Source organism: Pantoea sp. Ae19-2, assembly GCF_059801205.1.
In genome coordinates this window covers 153,212-168,645 of sequence record NZ_JBCHWE010000003.1, presented here as the reverse complement: position 1 = coordinate 168,645, position 15,434 = coordinate 153,212, and the positions used below count along the sequence as shown (strand labels likewise).

Annotated in this window: 13 protein-coding genes; 1 reads left to right on the top strand and 12 read right to left on the bottom strand. The window is 51.9% G+C overall.

Annotation, left to right across the window (positions count from 1 at the left end; all coding sequences use genetic code 11):
- Positions 1 to 95 precede the first annotated feature (95 nt).
- Positions 96 to 755 (bottom strand): ribose-5-phosphate isomerase RpiA, encoded by a 660-nt coding sequence (rpiA, locus tag AAIE03_RS23000; protein WP_008461594.1) that lies wholly within the window; start codon positions 753 to 755, stop codon positions 96 to 98.
- Positions 756 to 943: 188 nt separating this feature from the next.
- On the opposite strand from rpiA, the gene argP reads away from it, so the two are divergent.
- Complete coding sequence (argP, locus tag AAIE03_RS22995) at positions 944 to 1,843, top strand: DNA-binding transcriptional regulator ArgP (protein ID WP_008461592.1); 900 nt, start codon at positions 944 to 946, stop codon at positions 1,841 to 1,843.
- 53 nt (positions 1,844 to 1,896) lie between these two features.
- Here argP and AAIE03_RS22990 read toward each other — a convergent pair whose 3' ends face one another.
- From AAIE03_RS22990 to epd, 11 genes are all read right to left on the bottom strand, one after another.
- Positions 1,897 to 2,634: an oxidative stress defense protein gene (locus AAIE03_RS22990; RefSeq protein ID WP_008461590.1), complete on the bottom strand. Its 738-nt coding sequence runs from the start codon at positions 2,632 to 2,634 to the stop codon at positions 1,897 to 1,899.
- Between the two features lie 110 nt (positions 2,635 to 2,744).
- Positions 2,745 to 3,380, bottom strand: a complete 636-nt coding sequence (argO, locus tag AAIE03_RS22985) for an arginine exporter ArgO (protein ID WP_166878159.1) — start codon at positions 3,378 to 3,380, stop codon at positions 2,745 to 2,747.
- 142 nt (positions 3,381 to 3,522) lie between these two features.
- On the bottom strand, positions 3,523 to 4,383 hold the full coding sequence (locus AAIE03_RS22980) for a small-conductance mechanosensitive channel MscS (RefSeq protein ID WP_008461586.1): 861 nt from the start codon (positions 4,381 to 4,383) through the stop codon (positions 3,523 to 3,525).
- A gap of 171 nt (positions 4,384 to 4,554) precedes the next feature.
- Entirely contained in the window at positions 4,555 to 6,849 is a 2,295-nt protein-coding gene (gene pflB, locus AAIE03_RS22975; RefSeq protein ID WP_498563243.1) for a formate C-acetyltransferase, read from the bottom strand.
- A 29-nt stretch (positions 6,850 to 6,878) separates the two neighbouring features.
- Entirely contained in the window at positions 6,879 to 8,087 is a 1,209-nt protein-coding gene (tdcD, locus tag AAIE03_RS22970) for a propionate kinase (protein WP_498563242.1), read from the bottom strand.
- Between the two features lie 36 nt (positions 8,088 to 8,123).
- Complete coding sequence (gene tdcC / locus AAIE03_RS22965) at positions 8,124 to 9,455, bottom strand: threonine/serine transporter TdcC (RefSeq protein ID WP_008461579.1); 1,332 nt, start codon at positions 9,453 to 9,455, stop codon at positions 8,124 to 8,126.
- Positions 9,456 to 9,470: 15 nt separating this feature from the next.
- The gene (gene tdcB, locus AAIE03_RS22960) at positions 9,471 to 10,469 is read right to left on the bottom strand and encodes a bifunctional threonine ammonia-lyase/L-serine ammonia-lyase TdcB (protein ID WP_008461576.1); all 999 of its coding nucleotides are present in this window, start codon (positions 10,467 to 10,469) and stop codon (positions 9,471 to 9,473) included.
- A 100-nt stretch (positions 10,470 to 10,569) separates the two neighbouring features.
- On the bottom strand, positions 10,570 to 11,508 hold the full coding sequence (gene tdcA / locus AAIE03_RS22955; protein ID WP_034810145.1) for a transcriptional regulator TdcA: 939 nt from the start codon (positions 11,506 to 11,508) through the stop codon (positions 10,570 to 10,572).
- Positions 11,509 to 11,910: 402 nt separating this feature from the next.
- Positions 11,911 to 12,990, bottom strand: coding sequence for a class II fructose-bisphosphate aldolase (gene fbaA, locus AAIE03_RS22950; protein ID WP_008461574.1), 1,080 nt, complete (start codon positions 12,988 to 12,990; stop codon positions 11,911 to 11,913).
- Positions 12,991 to 13,087: 97 nt separating this feature from the next.
- Positions 13,088 to 14,251, bottom strand: a complete 1,164-nt coding sequence (gene pgk, locus AAIE03_RS22945; RefSeq protein ID WP_008461573.1) for a phosphoglycerate kinase — start codon at positions 14,249 to 14,251, stop codon at positions 13,088 to 13,090.
- A gap of 21 nt (positions 14,252 to 14,272) precedes the next feature.
- Entirely contained in the window at positions 14,273 to 15,319 is a 1,047-nt protein-coding gene (epd, locus tag AAIE03_RS22940; RefSeq protein ID WP_008461572.1) for an erythrose-4-phosphate dehydrogenase, read from the bottom strand.
- Positions 15,320 to 15,434 lie beyond the last annotated feature (115 nt).

The window sequence follows — 15,434 nt, the reverse complement described above, 5'->3', positions numbered from 1 at the left end:
TTACCAAAATGTGATATATGTCACCAAAAATGCGGTTAAAATAATTTGTCATTTTTTATACGGTTTTTTGGGGCGCAGCACGCGCCCCGGTCAGATCATTTCACGATGGTTTTTACGCCGTCAGCGGTACCGATCAGCGCCACATCCGCGCCACGGTTCGCAAACAGGCCCACGGTAACAACGCCAGGCATACCGTTGATGATGTTTTCCAGCTTCATCGGTTCCATGATGCTCAAACCATGCACATCCAGAATGATGTTACCGTTGTCCGTGACCACGCCTTGACGGTACTCCGGGCGACCACCCAGTTTTACCAGTTCACGCGCGACGGCGCTGCGCGCCATAGGAATCACTTCCACCGGCAGCGGGAAGTTACCGAGAATATCAACCTGCTTGGAGGCGTCCGCGATGCAAACAAACTTGTCGGCAACGGAGGCGATGATTTTCTCGCGAGTCAGTGCTGCGCCACCGCCTTTAATCATCTGCATCTGGTGGTTGATCTCATCGGCACCGTCGACGTAGACGCCTAATGAATCCACCTCGTTGAGATCGAACACGGGGATCCCAAGACTTTTCAGTTTCGCGGTAGAAGCGTCGGAGCTGGAAACAGCACCTTCAATCTGGTGTTTGATGGTGCCCAAAGCATCAATAAAATGCGCGGCGGTTGAGCCCGTGCCCACGCCCACAATGGTGCCCGGCTGCACATACTGGAGTGCTGCCCATCCGACTGCTTTTTTCAGTTCATCCTGCGTCATAATTTTATGCCTGTGATGTGGAAACTGACGCGCATTATAGAGCATGCGGCGGAAAAATGTCCCCGGCTTTGCCGCACTGCAAACCCCATCACGTTCAAGCACAATGTCAGCTTGCTGATTTGGTCTGAATCAGCGGCAAATTTATGTCATAGTGGCTGCACGACGAAATCAGGAGCAGATGAACAACAATGAAACGCCCGGACTACAGAACGCTGCAGGCGCTGGATGCGGTAATTCGTGAACGAGGATTTGAGCGTGCGGCGCAGAAGCTGTGCATTACTCAGTCGGCGGTGTCACAACGTATTAAGCAACTGGAAACGATGTTCGGCCAGCCATTGTTGGTGCGTACCGTGCCGCCCCGCCCCACCGAGCAGGGCCAAAAACTGCTGGCACTTTTACGTCAGGTGGAACTGCTGGAAGAAGAGTGGCTGGGCGATGAGCAAACCGGCTCCACGCCGCTGCTGCTTTCGCTGGCAGTTAACGCCGACAGTCTGGCCACCTGGCTGCTACCGGCCCTTGCGCCGGTTCTGGCCGACTCCCCCATTCGCCTGAATCTTCAGGTGGAAGATGAAACCCGTACTCAGGAACGCCTGCGTCGCGGGGAAGTGGTTGGGGCGGTTTCCATCCAACCTCAGCCGCTGCCGAGCTGCCTGGTGGATCGCCTGGGCGCGCTGGACTATCTGTTTGTGGGGTCGAAAGATTTTGCCGAGCGTTATTTCCCGAATGGCGTCACGCGGTCGGCGCTGCTAAAAGCCCCTGCCGTAGCCTTTGATCATCTCGACGATATGCATCAGGCATTTTTACAGCAGAACTTTGATCTGTCCCCAGGCAGCGTGCCGTGCCACATCGTTAACTCTTCGGAGGCCTTTGTGCAGCTGGCTCGCCAGGGCACAACGTGCTGTATGATCCCGCACCTGCAAATTGAGCGCGAGTTAAATAGCGGGGAATTAATTGACCTGACACCGGGTCTGCTGCAGCGCCGCATGCTCTACTGGCACCGCTTTGCACCGGAAAGCCGCATGATGCGCAACGTGACGGATGCGTTGCTGGAGTACGGGCACAAGGTCTTGAGGCAGGATACGGAATAACGCTTTGATTAACCCTCGCCGGCTGCGGCGAGGGTTAAGGTGAAGATCACACCTTACTGAGCAGGTGCCGCAGGGGTTTGTGCGCCCTGCAGTTCAAACACCACATCGACCTGATCGTCAAACTGAATAGTCTGCTGATCGTAGGTATCCTGAGCGGAAGCCGGTGCAGCCGCGTCCGCTTTCATCATGCGAACCATCGGCGCGGGCTGGTAGTTAGATACGTGGTAACGCACGCTGTAGACCGGGCCCAGTTTGCTGTTAAAGCCTTCGGCCAGCAGCTTCGCCTGGCGGGTTGCATCGTTAATCGCTTCTTTACGTGCTTTGTCTTTGTACTCTTCTGGATGCGCAACGCCCAGCGACACGGAACGGATTTCGTTCAGACCGGACTTCAGCGCGCCATCCAGCAGCTCGTTCATTTTATCCAGCTGACGCAGCGTGACTTCCACCTGGCGTACCGCACGGTAGCCCTTCAACTGAGTTTTACCGTCTTTCAGGTAGTCATACTCTGGCTGTGTGCGCAGGTTAGCGGCATTGATGTCCTTCTTCTCTACGCCATTTTTCTGCAGGAAGGTCAGGTATTGCGCCACGCGATCGTCGGCCTGTTTTTTGGCAGAAGCGGCGTCCTTAGCGGACACGTTGACTTCGATAGCGAGCGTGGCGATATCAGGAACGGCATCGACGCTGGCTGTCCCGGAGGTGACCACGTGAGGGCCGTTTGGCAACTCACCCGCCTGCACAGAAACAGAACCTAATCCCATTAACGCGGCTAATGCTAAAATTTTAAACTTCACTGTAACTCCTCCGTGCTACGTTCCACTGTGATTACGCCGATCAACAAACTCCCGACGTCTGCCAGCAAGCTTAGCCTGTAATGGTAACTTGTCTATCAGATTATGGCGAATTAGCCCACGAGTGCCGCGATGTGCTGCACGCCATCCCGGGCCAGCTGAGCGGCAATAAACCACATCACAATCCCAACCACCCCGTTGATAATGCGCTGCGCTTTTGCGGTACGAAGACGAGGGGCCAGCCAGGCGGCAAGAATAGCCAGGCCGTAAAACCAGAGGATAGAGGCGCTAATGGTTCCCAGCGCGAACCAGCGTTTTGCTTCGTCCGCAAGCTGGCCCCCCAGGCTACCAAGTACCACAAAGGTGTCCAGATAGACGTGCGGGTTGAGCCAGGTCACCGCCAGCATGGTGACCACGATTTTCCAGCGCCCCTGCTTCAACACTTCGGCAGAAGCCAGCTCCAGGTTGCTGCTCATCGCCGTGCGCAGCGCACCCCAGCCATACCACAGCAGAAATGCCACGCCGCCCCAGGTGACCAGCGCCAGCAGCCAGGGAGACTGCATCAGAATGGCGCTGCCGCCAAAAATCCCGCCGCAAATCAGAATGATGTCGCTCAACGCGCACAGGGAAGCAATCATCAGATGGTACTGGCGACGAATGCCCTGATTCATCACGAAGGCATTTTGCGGCCCCAGAGGCAGAATTAGCGCGGCTCCCAATGCAATGCCCTGAAAATAATAAGATAACACGCGACACACCCTTTAACTGTTCATCATTGAGCGTGAGTGTAATGCGCAAAAATTATTAGAGGAAATTGATATTTTTAATCGCTTATAAGCATGGCTAATAATTGCAGGTGAAAATAAGGCCAGCGAAAGCTGGCCCCGGAGGTTATGCGTTATCAGAGTCTTTCATCTGGCGAACGTGAACGTCCATTTGCGGATAAGGAATACCGATACCGTTGGCATCAAGCGCTTTCTTGATGCGCTCCAGCACGTCCCAATAAACGTTTTGCAGGTCACCGCTTTTGCTCCATGCCCGCACCACAAAGTTGACGGATGAAGGGCCAAGCTCGTTCAGGCGCACGGTGATATCGCGATCCTTCAGCACGCGCTCGTCGCTGGTGATGATGTCAGTCAGGATCTGCTTAACTTGATCGATGTCGGCATCGTAGGCCACGCCGATGATGAACTCGTTGCGGCGGGCAGGTTCCCGGGAGAAGTTAATGATATTCCCGGCGATGATTTTGCCGTTCGGCACAACCACGATTTTGCCATCCACGGTACGCAGCGTGGTGGAGAAGATTTGCACGTTCAGCACGGTGCCCGCAATGCCGCCGAGATCGACATACTCCCCGGTACGGAACGGGCGGAAGGTAACGAGCAACACGCCTGCGGCCAGGTTGGACAGGGAACCCTGCAGCGCCAAACCAACGGCCAGACCGGCGGCACCCAGCACGGCAATCACCGAAGCTGTCTGCACCCCGACACGGCTCAGGGCCGCAATCAGCGTGAAGGCAATAATCCCGTAGCGCACCAGCGCGGAAAGAAAGTCGGCGACAGTGCTGTCGATGCTGCGAGCCAGCATCAGGCGATTAACGGCTCCGGAGACCAGACGGGCAACGATCATCCCGGCGATCAAAATGGCCACGGCGGCGACGATATTTACCGCATAGCTCAGGAGCAGCTCCTGATTGCGTACCAGCCAGCCCCCCGCATTATGAATACTGTCTACTACGTTGAGATCTTCCATTTACTGTTCCTTGTCTGAAAAGTTTCTCCGCCCGGTAAGGCAGTTCAAACCGTAAAGGGTAAACAAAAACGCATGGATGTGCCAAGTACGTCACAAAATTGATCTCAAATTGCGTATTAATGCGGCAAAAAAAGGGAAAAGCCCGGACGAATGTCCGGGCTAAAAGTGGGCTTACAACGTTTGTGTGAAGGTCCGGGAAATAACATCCTGCTGCTGCTCGCGGGTAAGCGCGTTGAAACGCACCGCGTAGCCAGAAACACGAATGGTCAGTGTCGGATAATTTTCAGGATGCGCGATGGCATCCATCAGCATTTCACGGTTCAACACGTTGACGTTCAGGTGCTGCCCGCCTTCCGTTTTGACATCGTGGTGGAAGTAGCCATCAAGCAAGCCGACCAGGTTCAGGCAGCGAATGGAATCCTCTTTCCCCAGCGCCGCAGGCACGATGGAAAACGTATAAGAGATACCATCTTTTGCGTAGCTGAACGGCAGCTTAGCCACGGAGGTTAACGAGGCTACAGCTCCTTTAGTGTCTCGCCCGTGCATCGGGTTCGCACCGGGTGCAAACGGCGTTCCTCCCCTGCGGCCATCTGGCGTGTTCCCCGTTTTTTGCCCGTAAACCACATTCGACGTAATGGTCAAAATAGACTGCGTCGGCACGGCATCGCGATAAGTTGGCAGCGCCTGAATTTTCTTCATAAAACGCTCAACCAGATCGCAGGCAATGGCGTCCACGCGATCGTCGTTATTGCCGTATTGCGGATAGTCGCCCTCAATCACGAAATCCACCGCCAGCCCGGTATGGTCGCGCACCGGCTTAACCACGGCGTGTTTGATGGCAGAAAGTGAATCCACCGCCACCGAAAGCCCGGCGATGCCACAGGCCATCGTGCGGTAAACATCCCGGTCATGCAGGGCCATCAGCGAAGCTTCGTAGCTGTATTTATCGTGCATGTAGTGGATCAGGTTCAGGGCCGTCACGTACTGCACCGCCAACCAATCCATAAAGCTGTCGAGGCTGGTCATCACCTTGTCGTAGTCCAGCACATCGTCGAGCAACATTGGCGTTTTCGGCCCAACCTGGATCTTCAGCTTTTCATCCATTCCCCCGTTGATGCAGTACAGCAGCGTTTTTGCCAGGTTGGCGCGAGCGCCAAAGAACTGCATCTGTTTGCCAATCACCATCGGGCTAACGCAGCAGGCAATCGCATAGTCGTCGCTGGCGAAATCGCTGCGCATCAGATCATCATTTTCATACTGCAATGACGAGGTTTCAATCGACACTCTGGCGGCATAAACCTTGAACGCTTTCGGCAGCGCCTCAGACCAAAGGATGGTCAAATTCGGCTCCGGCGCAGGCCCCATGGTGTAAAGCGTATTCAAATAGCGGAAGGTACTTTTGGTCACCAGAGTACGACCATCCTGCCCCATTCCGCCTAACACTTCCGTTGCCCAAATAGGATCCCCGGAGAACAGCGAATCAAACTCCGGCGTGCGCAGGAAGCGCACCATGCGGATTTTCATAATGAAGTGGTCAATAAGCTCCTGCGCCTGTTGCTCATTGAGCAGGCCAGAGCGAAGATCGCGCTCAATATAAACATCGATAAAGGTTGCGGTGCGTCCCAGCGACATCGCTCCGCCGTTTTGCGACTTCACCGCCGCCAGATAGGCGAAATAAAGCCACTGAATCGCCTCCTGTGCGTTGCTCGCCGGCCTCGAGATATCGAAACCGTAGCCAGCGGCCATGTCCTGTATTTGCAGCAGTGCGTTGCGATGCTCCGACAGTTCTTCTCGCAGGCGAATCGTTGCCTCAAGATCCTCGCCGCGTTCAAGCTTTTGCTGCAGATCGGCAAACTGTAGCTCACGTTCGCGAACCAGATAAGCAATGCCGTACAGCGCCACGCGGCGGTAATCGCCGATGATTCGGCCACGCCCGTAACCATCAGGCAGCCCAGTCAGTACGCCGGACTTGCGGCAGCGCAGAATATCCGGCGAATAAACGTCGAACACGCCCTGATTGTGCGTTTTCCTCAGCTCGGTAAACTGATACTCAAACTCAGGGTCCATTTTGCGGCCATAGGCTTCAAACGAACTTTTGATCATATTGATGCCGCCGAAAGGATGCAGCGCGCGCTTTAGCGGCTGGTCCGTCTGAAGGCCAACAATTTTCTCATGCTGCTGAATAATGTAACCGGGGGCATGGGCGGTAATGGACGTGGCCACGTTAGTATCAAAATCGACCGGGGCATGAGTGGCATTTTCAACGCGAATACCCTCCATCACCTTTTCCCAGAGCGCCGTCGTCTCAGATGTTGCGCTCGCCAGAAACGCATCATCCCCCTCATACGGCGTGTAGTTTTGCTGGATAAAATCCCGAACATTAATTTCATGCTGCCAGCATTCCCCACGAAACTGCTGCCAGGCCTGAGCATAATTATCATGGGAAATATCAATATCCATTTTCATGCATTCAATCCTCTGTACCGCAAATAAAATTAAGCGAATGCCGCAAGCTCCGATGCCTTGCCCAATTCACGGGCATCAAGAGCAATCATTTTTTCTTCGTTGCTCGGAATAACTGCACACAGTACTGCCGAGTTCTGGGTTGAAATAACACGCTCGCCGTCAGAATTAGGCCGCATATTTTTTTCTTCATTCAGTTCGAAACCGAATACCCGTAAATGTTGAATAACCAGACGGCGAATAAGCGCGGAGTTTTCACCAATACCACCAGTAAAAATTAGCCCATCAAAATGTGGCAGCGAAGTTGCGTGTCCGCCGATGGTTTTGGCAATACGATGTACAAAGGTGTTGATAGCCAACTCCGCGCGGGTATCCCCCTGCTGCCAGGCTTTTTCCAGCGTCCGTAAGTCAGAAGATATACCTGAAAGCCCCAACAACCCTGACTCGGTATTTGCCACCTGCTCAAGATCGTCCAGCGACTGCCCGGTCTGCCTTGCCAGCCACACCATCGCCCCAAAGTCGACATCGCCGCAGCGTGTCCCCATGATCAAACCTTCCAGCGGCGTCATCCCCATCGAGGTATCAGCGCTTTGCCCGTCAACAACCGCGCACACTGAAGCCCCGTTGCCCAAATGAGCAATCACCAGCCCCAATGAACGCCCTTGCAGTTCAGGTAGCTCGCTTGCCTGCATGGAAACATAGCGGTGAGAGGTCCCGTGGAATCCATAACGCCTGACGCCGTGCTCGTTGAAATAGCGGTATGGCAGGCCGTAAAGATAGGCTTCAGGTTTCATCGTCTGGTGAAAGCTGGTATCAAACACGGCAACCTGCGGCACGCCAGGGAAGCGCAGCCTGGCCGAAGCCACGCCACTGAGATTGGCATAGTTGTGCAGCGGCGCGAGAGGCGAGACCGCGCGGATTTGCTCCACGACGTCGTCCGTAAGCAATACCGACTCGCCAAAAATCGCCCCGCCGTGAGCAATGCGGTGGCCTATATAGGCCACGCTTTCGGTCAAATGACGTCTTTCAAGCTCGAGGGAGATTGCCGCCAGCGCATCCTCATAATCAGAATGCGCCAGCTTTACCGGCTCACCGCTATTAACGATAAGCATTGCGGCTTCGGTATTTATACCTTCGCAAATACCCGTTAAAAGTGGCTCCATGGTTAATTCATCCAGCACGGAGAATTTAACCGAAGATGAACCGCAATTTATGGTTAATATTACCGGATATTCATTCATATTAACGTTCACTCATCCTGAGCCAATGACAGTTAACTACAAGATTTTGTATACGATATTAAGGATCGTCAGTAAGCCGATCACGGTAACAAAGATATTTTCACTTCTGCCTTTGTATTTGCTCAGCGCCGGCACTTTGCGAATCGCGTACATCGGCAGCAGGCAAAGCAACGAGGCAATGATCGGGGCGCCCATCGCTTCAATCAGGTCAAGAATATTTGGGTTGGCGTAGGCGACAACCCAGGTTGACCCCATGATAAACACCATGCTGATCAGATTAAGTTTGCCCTCGGAAACCTTCGTTTTGTCACTCTTATAGCCAAACTTCAGGACCAGGCCATTCAACCCTTCCAGCGTGCCCAGATAGTGGCCGAAGAAAGATTTGAAAATGGCGACCAGGGCAATAATCGATGCGCCATATTCCAGCACCGTGGCAAAAGTAGACTTCGAACCAGAGAGTGAAGAGAAATGGTTAGCGAGATAGGAGAGCACCGGGATGTTCTGCGCTTTTGCTTCGGCCATATTCTGTGGCGACAGCGTGAACAGGCAGCTAAAGGCGAAGAACATCACCACGCCAACCATCAACATGCTGGCACGCGAGATGATTTTTGAGCACTTGTCTTCGGTATAGGCTTTCCCGAAGTCAGCTTCGTATTCTTCACGCTTCGACACCACAAAGGAAGAGACGATCGGCGAGAAGTTAAAGGAGAACACCATGATGGAAATCCCGAGCCACACGGTCACCAGGATGCCGTCATGGCCGGTCAACGCGATTTCACTCAGGTTCACCTGATCGATAACCGCTGAATTCCAGTAGGGAATAAGCGACAGAGAAATAATGACCAGGCTGGCGATAAACGGGAACACAAGCCAGCTCATCACCTTCACCATCAGATCTTTACCAAAGAAGATGACAAAGGCCATCAGCATCAGCAGGAATAGCGCTACCAGCCCACGATTTAAGGGCATCAGCTGGAGCTGATTTTCCCAGAAGGTCATGAAGGTGTTAGTAATGGTGACGCCGTAAATCCACAGCAGCGGGCAAATCGCGAAGAAATAAAGGAAGGTGATAACGACGCCACCCGTTTTACCAAAATGCTCCTCGACAACTTCGGTGATATTCCCCGACGGATTGCTGCCGGAAAGGCACAGTCGTGCCAGCGCGCGGTGGCAAAGGAAGGCTATCGGATAGGCAAGAACAAGCATGATAAGTATTGGGATAAGCCCGCCGTAGCCCGCGCGAATCGGGAAAAACAGGACCCCAGCGCCAATGGCGGTACCAAACAGACCTAAAGTCCAGGTGGTATCGGACTTACGCCACAGGGAGGACTCTTTTTGACCAACAAGGGTTGTTTCTACATTACTCATAATGAAGATCCTTATTTAGACCAGGCAGGCTTCCGCTGCGCCAGTAATTTCAGAAACACGAGACAAATCGATATTTCCACCAGAAATAATACTCACGGTTTTTCGGCCTTTAATGTACTGGTCAAGCTTGCCGCTTAATAATGCAGCAGAAGCCAGCGCACCAGCACCTTCAGTGACAATTTTGTTTCTCTGAATAAGTGCGACCATACTATTTCTGATATCGTCTTCACTGACCAAAATAATATCGGTGACTAATTTTTTAACGATTTCGAAGGTTAGCTTTCCTGGGCGGGCAACGTCACAGCCGTCAGCCAACGTGCTACCTGCCCGATACGCGGTAATTTCACCAGTACGGAAAGAGGAAGCCATGCCGTGGACGTTTTCCGCCTGCACGCCAATAATATTAATTGTTGGATTAATGGATTTAATGGCTACCGCAATGCCGGCAATCAGGCCGCCGCCGCCAATCGGCACAATCACATTATCGACGTCGTAAAGGTCTTCAAGAATTTCCAGGCCAATCGTCCCCTGCCCGGCAATGACTTTTTCATCATCGTAAGGTGGGATAAAGATACGCCCTTCCGTCTCAACAATTTCGCTGACCTTGGCGATGGTTTCGTTAAAATTATCGCCGTGGATAATCACTTGAGCTGAATAGTCAGTCGTGGCGGCAACTTTTGACTTCGGTGCACCTTTAGGCATCACCACTTTGCCGTTAATACCGAGCAGCGCACATGACAATGAAACACCCTGAGCATGGTTACCCGCAGAACAGGCCACCACGCCCCGGGCTCTTTCTTCTTCACTCAGTGAACTGAGTTTATTGAAAGCACCGCGCATTTTAAACGAACCGGTACGCTGCATGTTTTCAAATTTCAAATAGATGTCGCCCTTACAGCATTCGCTAAGATAATTAGAGCGAGGCATCCCGGTTTTATACACAAATCCAGATATTCTTTTTTTCGCTTCAAGAACATCGTTAATTGTGACTGGCAATTCATTATCTATATGCATGTTGATCTCCGCATCAAAGCAATAAAAGATATTCGTAGCGAATAATAAAAACTCGCCTTTTTAATTTAATGAGTGATAAAAAGTGATTATGCTAAGTAAGCTAAGCCACCACCGTTAATTTATTAAATTGATATTTACTACGCACTGAATGCACTTTGGCTAATTCAACCAGAGTCGCCGCTGATTTTTTTATACGGCAATTTTTCGACCATACCGCAGCATAGCGTGCAACAGGTAATTCATCCGTTAATGGAATTTGAACAAACTCCTGAGAGCCAAAAGGTGCGATCATTTCACGGGGAATAATCGTCAGGAAACCGGCGGTCAACACCATGTTATAAATAGTGACAACTGAGTCGGTTTTAATGATTTTATCGCTGGTGATATGGTTCTGTTGCAGGATGGTCAGAAGTTCACTGTAGTAGCCCATTTCGGTTTGAGGCAACACCCACTGCTCATGGCTTAATGAGCGGAGCGTCATCACGCCTCCGCGCGTTCGTGTTCGTCCGGCTACCAGAACAAACTCTGATTCAAACAGGGGTTCGATATGCAAATCCTGAAGCAGCATCTCATCGCTCAGCGTACCGATGGCAAAATCCAGCCTGCCGTCACGTATCGCCGGTAAGAAGGAGCAAAGTTGGGCTTCAAACATTGAAACTTCAGCCTGTGGATACTGCTCTTTAAAGGCTTTCATCATGCCCGGCAGGAAGGTAAAACCGATAAGTGAAGGATAGCCGAATGAAACATCTACCGCTTCGCTACCGACCAGACTGTTCATTTCGTTGCACATGTTGCGCATTTCGCGGGTAATCGACTCGGCGTAACCGAGCAGTACTTTACCGGCAGCCGTAAGCTGAACACCGGTATTTTTGCGAATGATAAGCTCCAGACCAAACAAGGCTTCCATATCGCTGATAATTTTACTTACCGCAGGCTGAGTCAAACTTAGCTGCTTCGCCGCAGAGCCAAATGAACCACTTCTTACCACTTCCTGAAATACAACCAGGTGCTGTGTTTTAGGTAATGTCGTATTATCCATAAAGCGCCATGCCTAATAAGTTATCAATGGCGGCGATCTTACGTATTCTCCCTACTATGTTATGTGCGGCGACTCACAAGAGCTCAACCCTCATCAGTACAACAAGCAACCAAATGAATATAAACCCATAAATAACAATGAGTTAATGTTTTATAATTTGCTATTTCCATGATTAAGGTCAACCTAAACATCCTGAATAAAAGAAATTTATGGAGATAATAAATTCATATAACCAGCCATAAACTCTTATTCAGACTGAAAACTTATCAATATTGACGTTTATTTACTCAGAGTAAGGTGCATAAAACAAAGAATTAAAAATGGCTGCAAATATTACGCTTATATTTGAATATAAAAAAACCCGCCAAGGCGGGTTTTTATCGAAGCAAATATTAGCTCAAATTACAGAACGTCTACCGCGTTCAGCTCTTTGAATGCCTGCTCCAGGCGAACGATCATAGAGGTCTGAGCTGCGCGCAGCCAGACACGTGGATCGTAGTATTTTTTGTTCGGCTGGTCAGCGCCTTTCGGGTTACCCAGCTGACCCTGCAGGTAAGCTTCGTTTTCTTTGTAGTAGTTCAGGATGCCGTCCCAGGTTGCCCACTGGGTATCGGTATCGATGTTCATTTTGATTACGCCGTAGCTGACGGAGTCTTTGATTTCCTGAGCAGAAGAACCGGAACCGCCGTGGAAGACGAAGTTCAGGCTGTTGTGCGGCAGGTTGTGTTTCTTAGAAACGTATTCCTGAGAATCACGCAGGATGGTCGGGGTCAGAACCACGTTACCTGGTTTGTACACGCCGTGTACGTTACCGAAGGAAGCTGCGATGGTGAAACGTGGGCTGATTTTGCTCAGTTCGGTGTAAGCGTAATCAACGTCTTCTGGCTGGGTGTACAGAGCAGAAGCGTCCATGTGGCTGTTGTCCACGCCATCTTCTTCACCGCCGGTGCAGCCCAGTTCGATTTCCAGGGTCATGCCCAGTTTGGACATGCGAGCCAGGTATTTGGAGCTGATTTCGATGTTTTCTTCCAGAGACTCTTCGGACAGGTCAATCATGTGGGAAGAGAACAGTGGTTTACCGGTAGCGGCAAAGTGTTTTTCACCCGCGTCCAGCAGGCCGTCGATCCACGGCAGCAGTTTCTTAGCGCAGTGGTCAGTGTGCAGAATAACCGGCACGCCGTAGTGTTCAGCCATCTGATGTACGTGGTGTGCACCAGAGATTGCGCCCAGGATAGCAGCACCCTGTGGAACATCAGTTTTCACGCCTTTACCAGCGATGAATGCAGCACCGCCGTTAGAGAACTGAACGATAACCGGAGATTTTACTTTCGCAGCGGTTTCCAGAACGGCGTTAATAGAGTCGGTACCGACGCAGTTAACGGCTGGCAGAGCAAAGTTGTTCTCTTTTGCTACCTGGAAGATTTTCTGTACGTCGTCGCCAGTTACAACACCTGGTTTTACGAAATCAAAAATTTTAGACATGTTGATGTGTCCTGTAGGCCTTGGAAAAATCGAATCACCGTCCTGAATCTTGCCGGGCGGCAATAAATCAACGGGCAGGTTACCCTGCCCGTAGGAATTACTTCTTAGCGCGCTCTTCGAGCATTGCTACAGCTGGCAGTACTTTGCCTTCCACGAACTCAAGGAATGCGCCGCCGCCGGTAGAGATGTAGGAAATTTTGTCTGCGATACCGAACAGGTCGATAGCAGCCAGAGTGTCGCCGCCGCCTGCAATGGAGAAGGCTTCGCTGTCTGCGATAGCACGGGCAACGATTTCGGTCCCTTTACGGAAGTTAGGGAATTCGAATACGCCAACCGGGCCGTTCCACAGAATGGTTTTCGCGTTTTTCAGGATCACGGCCAGTTTCTCAGCGGAAACGTCGCCCATGTCCAGAATCTGCTCTTCGTCTTTGATGTCGTTCACAGACTTCAGGGTTGCGGTCGCAGTTTCGGAGAACTCGGTTGCCACACGCACGTCGGTTGGTACTGGGATATCGCAACGGGTCAGCAGATCTTTAGCGGTATCAACCAGGTCTGCTTCGTACAGGGATTTACCTACGTTGTGGCCCTGGGCTGCAACGAAGGTGTTCGCGATGCCGCCGCCAACAATCAGCTGGTCAGCGATTTTGGACAGGGAGTCCAGCACGGTCAGTTTGGTAGAAACTTTAGAACCGCCAACGATAGCAACCATTGGGCGAGCCGGCTCTTTCAGAGCTTTGCCCAGTGCTTCCAGTTCGTCAGCCAGCAGCGGGCCTGCACAAGCAACGTCAGCAAATTTAGCGATGCCGTGAGTAGAAGCCTGCGCACGGTGTGCAGTCCCGAAAGCATCCATCACGAACACGTCGCACAGTGCAGCGTATTTTTTGGACAGTGCTTCGTCGTCTTTTTTCTCGCCTTTGTTGAAGCGAACGTTTTCCAGAACAACCAGCTCACCGGCAGCAACCTCTACGCCGTCCAGGTAATCTTTTACCAGACGAACCGGGTTAGACAGCTTGTCTTTCAGGTAGTTAACCACTGGCAGCAGAGAGAATTCTTCGTTGTACTCGCCTTCGGTCGGACGACCCAGGTGAGAAGTCACCATGACTTTAGCACCCTGTTTCAGCGCCAGTTCAATGGTCGGCAGAGATGCACGGATACGCGCATCGCTGGTGACTTTCCCGTCTTTAACCGGCACGTTCAGATCGGCACGGATGAATACGCGTTTGCCCGCCAGATCCAGATCGGTCATCTTAATTACAGACATGGTGAATCCTCTCGTTGATTCTTAAAGTTTTGCAGACGCAACGTGCGCCTTACCTGAAATCCATTGAGCCATAACCAACGTGGTGTCGAGCATCCTGTTGGCAAAGCCCCATTCGTTATCACACCAGACTAGAGTTTTAATCAGATGTTGCCCACTGACCCGCGTTTGCGTGCCGTCGACGATTGCACTGTGCGGATCGTGGTTAAAATCAGTAGAGACCAACGGTAATTCCGTATAGTCAACTATACCATGAAATGCTTCCTGTGCCGCTTTTTGCAGCAAGTGGTTGACTTCACATGCATTTACTGAATTTCTGACCGTCACGCTCAAATCAATGGCCGTCACGTTTATCGTGGGAACGCGTACCGCGATCGCCTCAAAACGGTCATTAAATTGTGGGAAAATACGCGTGATACCGGCCGCAAGACGCGTATCCACCGGAATGATCGACTGACTCGCCGCACGAGTGCGTCGCAAATCAGGGTGGTAAGCGTCAATCACCTGCTGATCGTGCATGGCCGAGTGGATGGTAGTGACCGTCCCGGACTCAATGCCAAACGCTTCATCCAGCAGTTTAATGATTGGAATAATACAGTTTGTGGTGCAGGAGGCATTGGAGACGATACGGTGGCTGTCTTCGACCTGCTCATGGTTCACGCCGTAGACGACGGTTGTATCGAGGTCGTTACCGCCAGGGTGTGAGAACAGGACTTTCTTCGCCCCTGCCGCAAGATGGGCTTCACCGTCAGCGCGGGAGCCGAACACGCCGGTACAGTCCAGCACGATATCAACGCCCAGTTCACGCCACGGGAGCGCTTCAATGGTCGGTTCATGCAGCAGGCGAATGCTGTCATCGCCCACAAACAGGACTTCACGCTCCTGGCGAACATCCCAGGCAAAGCGACCGTGGCTGGTATCGTACTTCAACAGATGCGCGATACCCGCAGCGTCTGCCAGTTCGTTGATTGCTACCACGGTAATTTCCGCACGGCGACCAGATTCGTACAAAGCACGTACCACGTTGCGCCCAATGCGACCGAAGCCATTAATAGCGATGCGTACGGTCATATCTCTCCTGCCAGAATCCCTGGGATTTAGTGGCTGACAGAGTAATCCAGCAACCGCCTGAGGGGAATCCTCGCACTCATGAAACTGCACTTGTTTGCTTAATTGTCGAACATTT

Excerpts from the sequence above, each read along its gene's own strand:
- tdcD (WP_498563242.1), bottom strand. The coding sequence starts at position 8,087 with ATGAATGAATATCCGGTAATATTAACCATAAATTGCGGTTCATCTTCG.
- tdcC (WP_008461579.1), bottom strand. The coding sequence starts at position 9,455 with ATGAGTAATGTAGAAACAACCCTTGTTGGTCAAAAAGAGTCCTCCCTG.
- argP (WP_008461592.1), top strand. The coding sequence starts at position 944 with ATGAAACGCCCGGACTACAGAACGCTGCAGGCGCTGGATGCGGTAATT.
- AAIE03_RS22980 (WP_008461586.1), bottom strand. The coding sequence starts at position 4,383 with ATGGAAGATCTCAACGTAGTAGACAGTATTCATAATGCGGGGGGCTGG.
- epd (WP_008461572.1), bottom strand. The coding sequence starts at position 15,319 with ATGACCGTACGCATCGCTATTAATGGCTTCGGTCGCATTGGGCGCAAC.
- rpiA (WP_008461594.1), bottom strand. The coding sequence starts at position 755 with ATGACGCAGGATGAACTGAAAAAAGCAGTCGGATGGGCAGCACTCCAG.
- tdcA (WP_034810145.1), bottom strand. The coding sequence starts at position 11,508 with ATGGATAATACGACATTACCTAAAACACAGCACCTGGTTGTATTTCAG.
- tdcB (WP_008461576.1), bottom strand. The coding sequence starts at position 10,469 with ATGCATATAGATAATGAATTGCCAGTCACAATTAACGATGTTCTTGAA.
- pflB (WP_498563243.1), bottom strand. The coding sequence starts at position 6,849 with ATGAAAATGGATATTGATATTTCCCATGATAATTATGCTCAGGCCTGG.
- fbaA (WP_008461574.1), bottom strand. The coding sequence starts at position 12,990 with ATGTCTAAAATTTTTGATTTCGTAAAACCAGGTGTTGTAACTGGCGAC.
- pgk (WP_008461573.1), bottom strand. The coding sequence starts at position 14,251 with ATGTCTGTAATTAAGATGACCGATCTGGATCTGGCGGGCAAACGCGTA.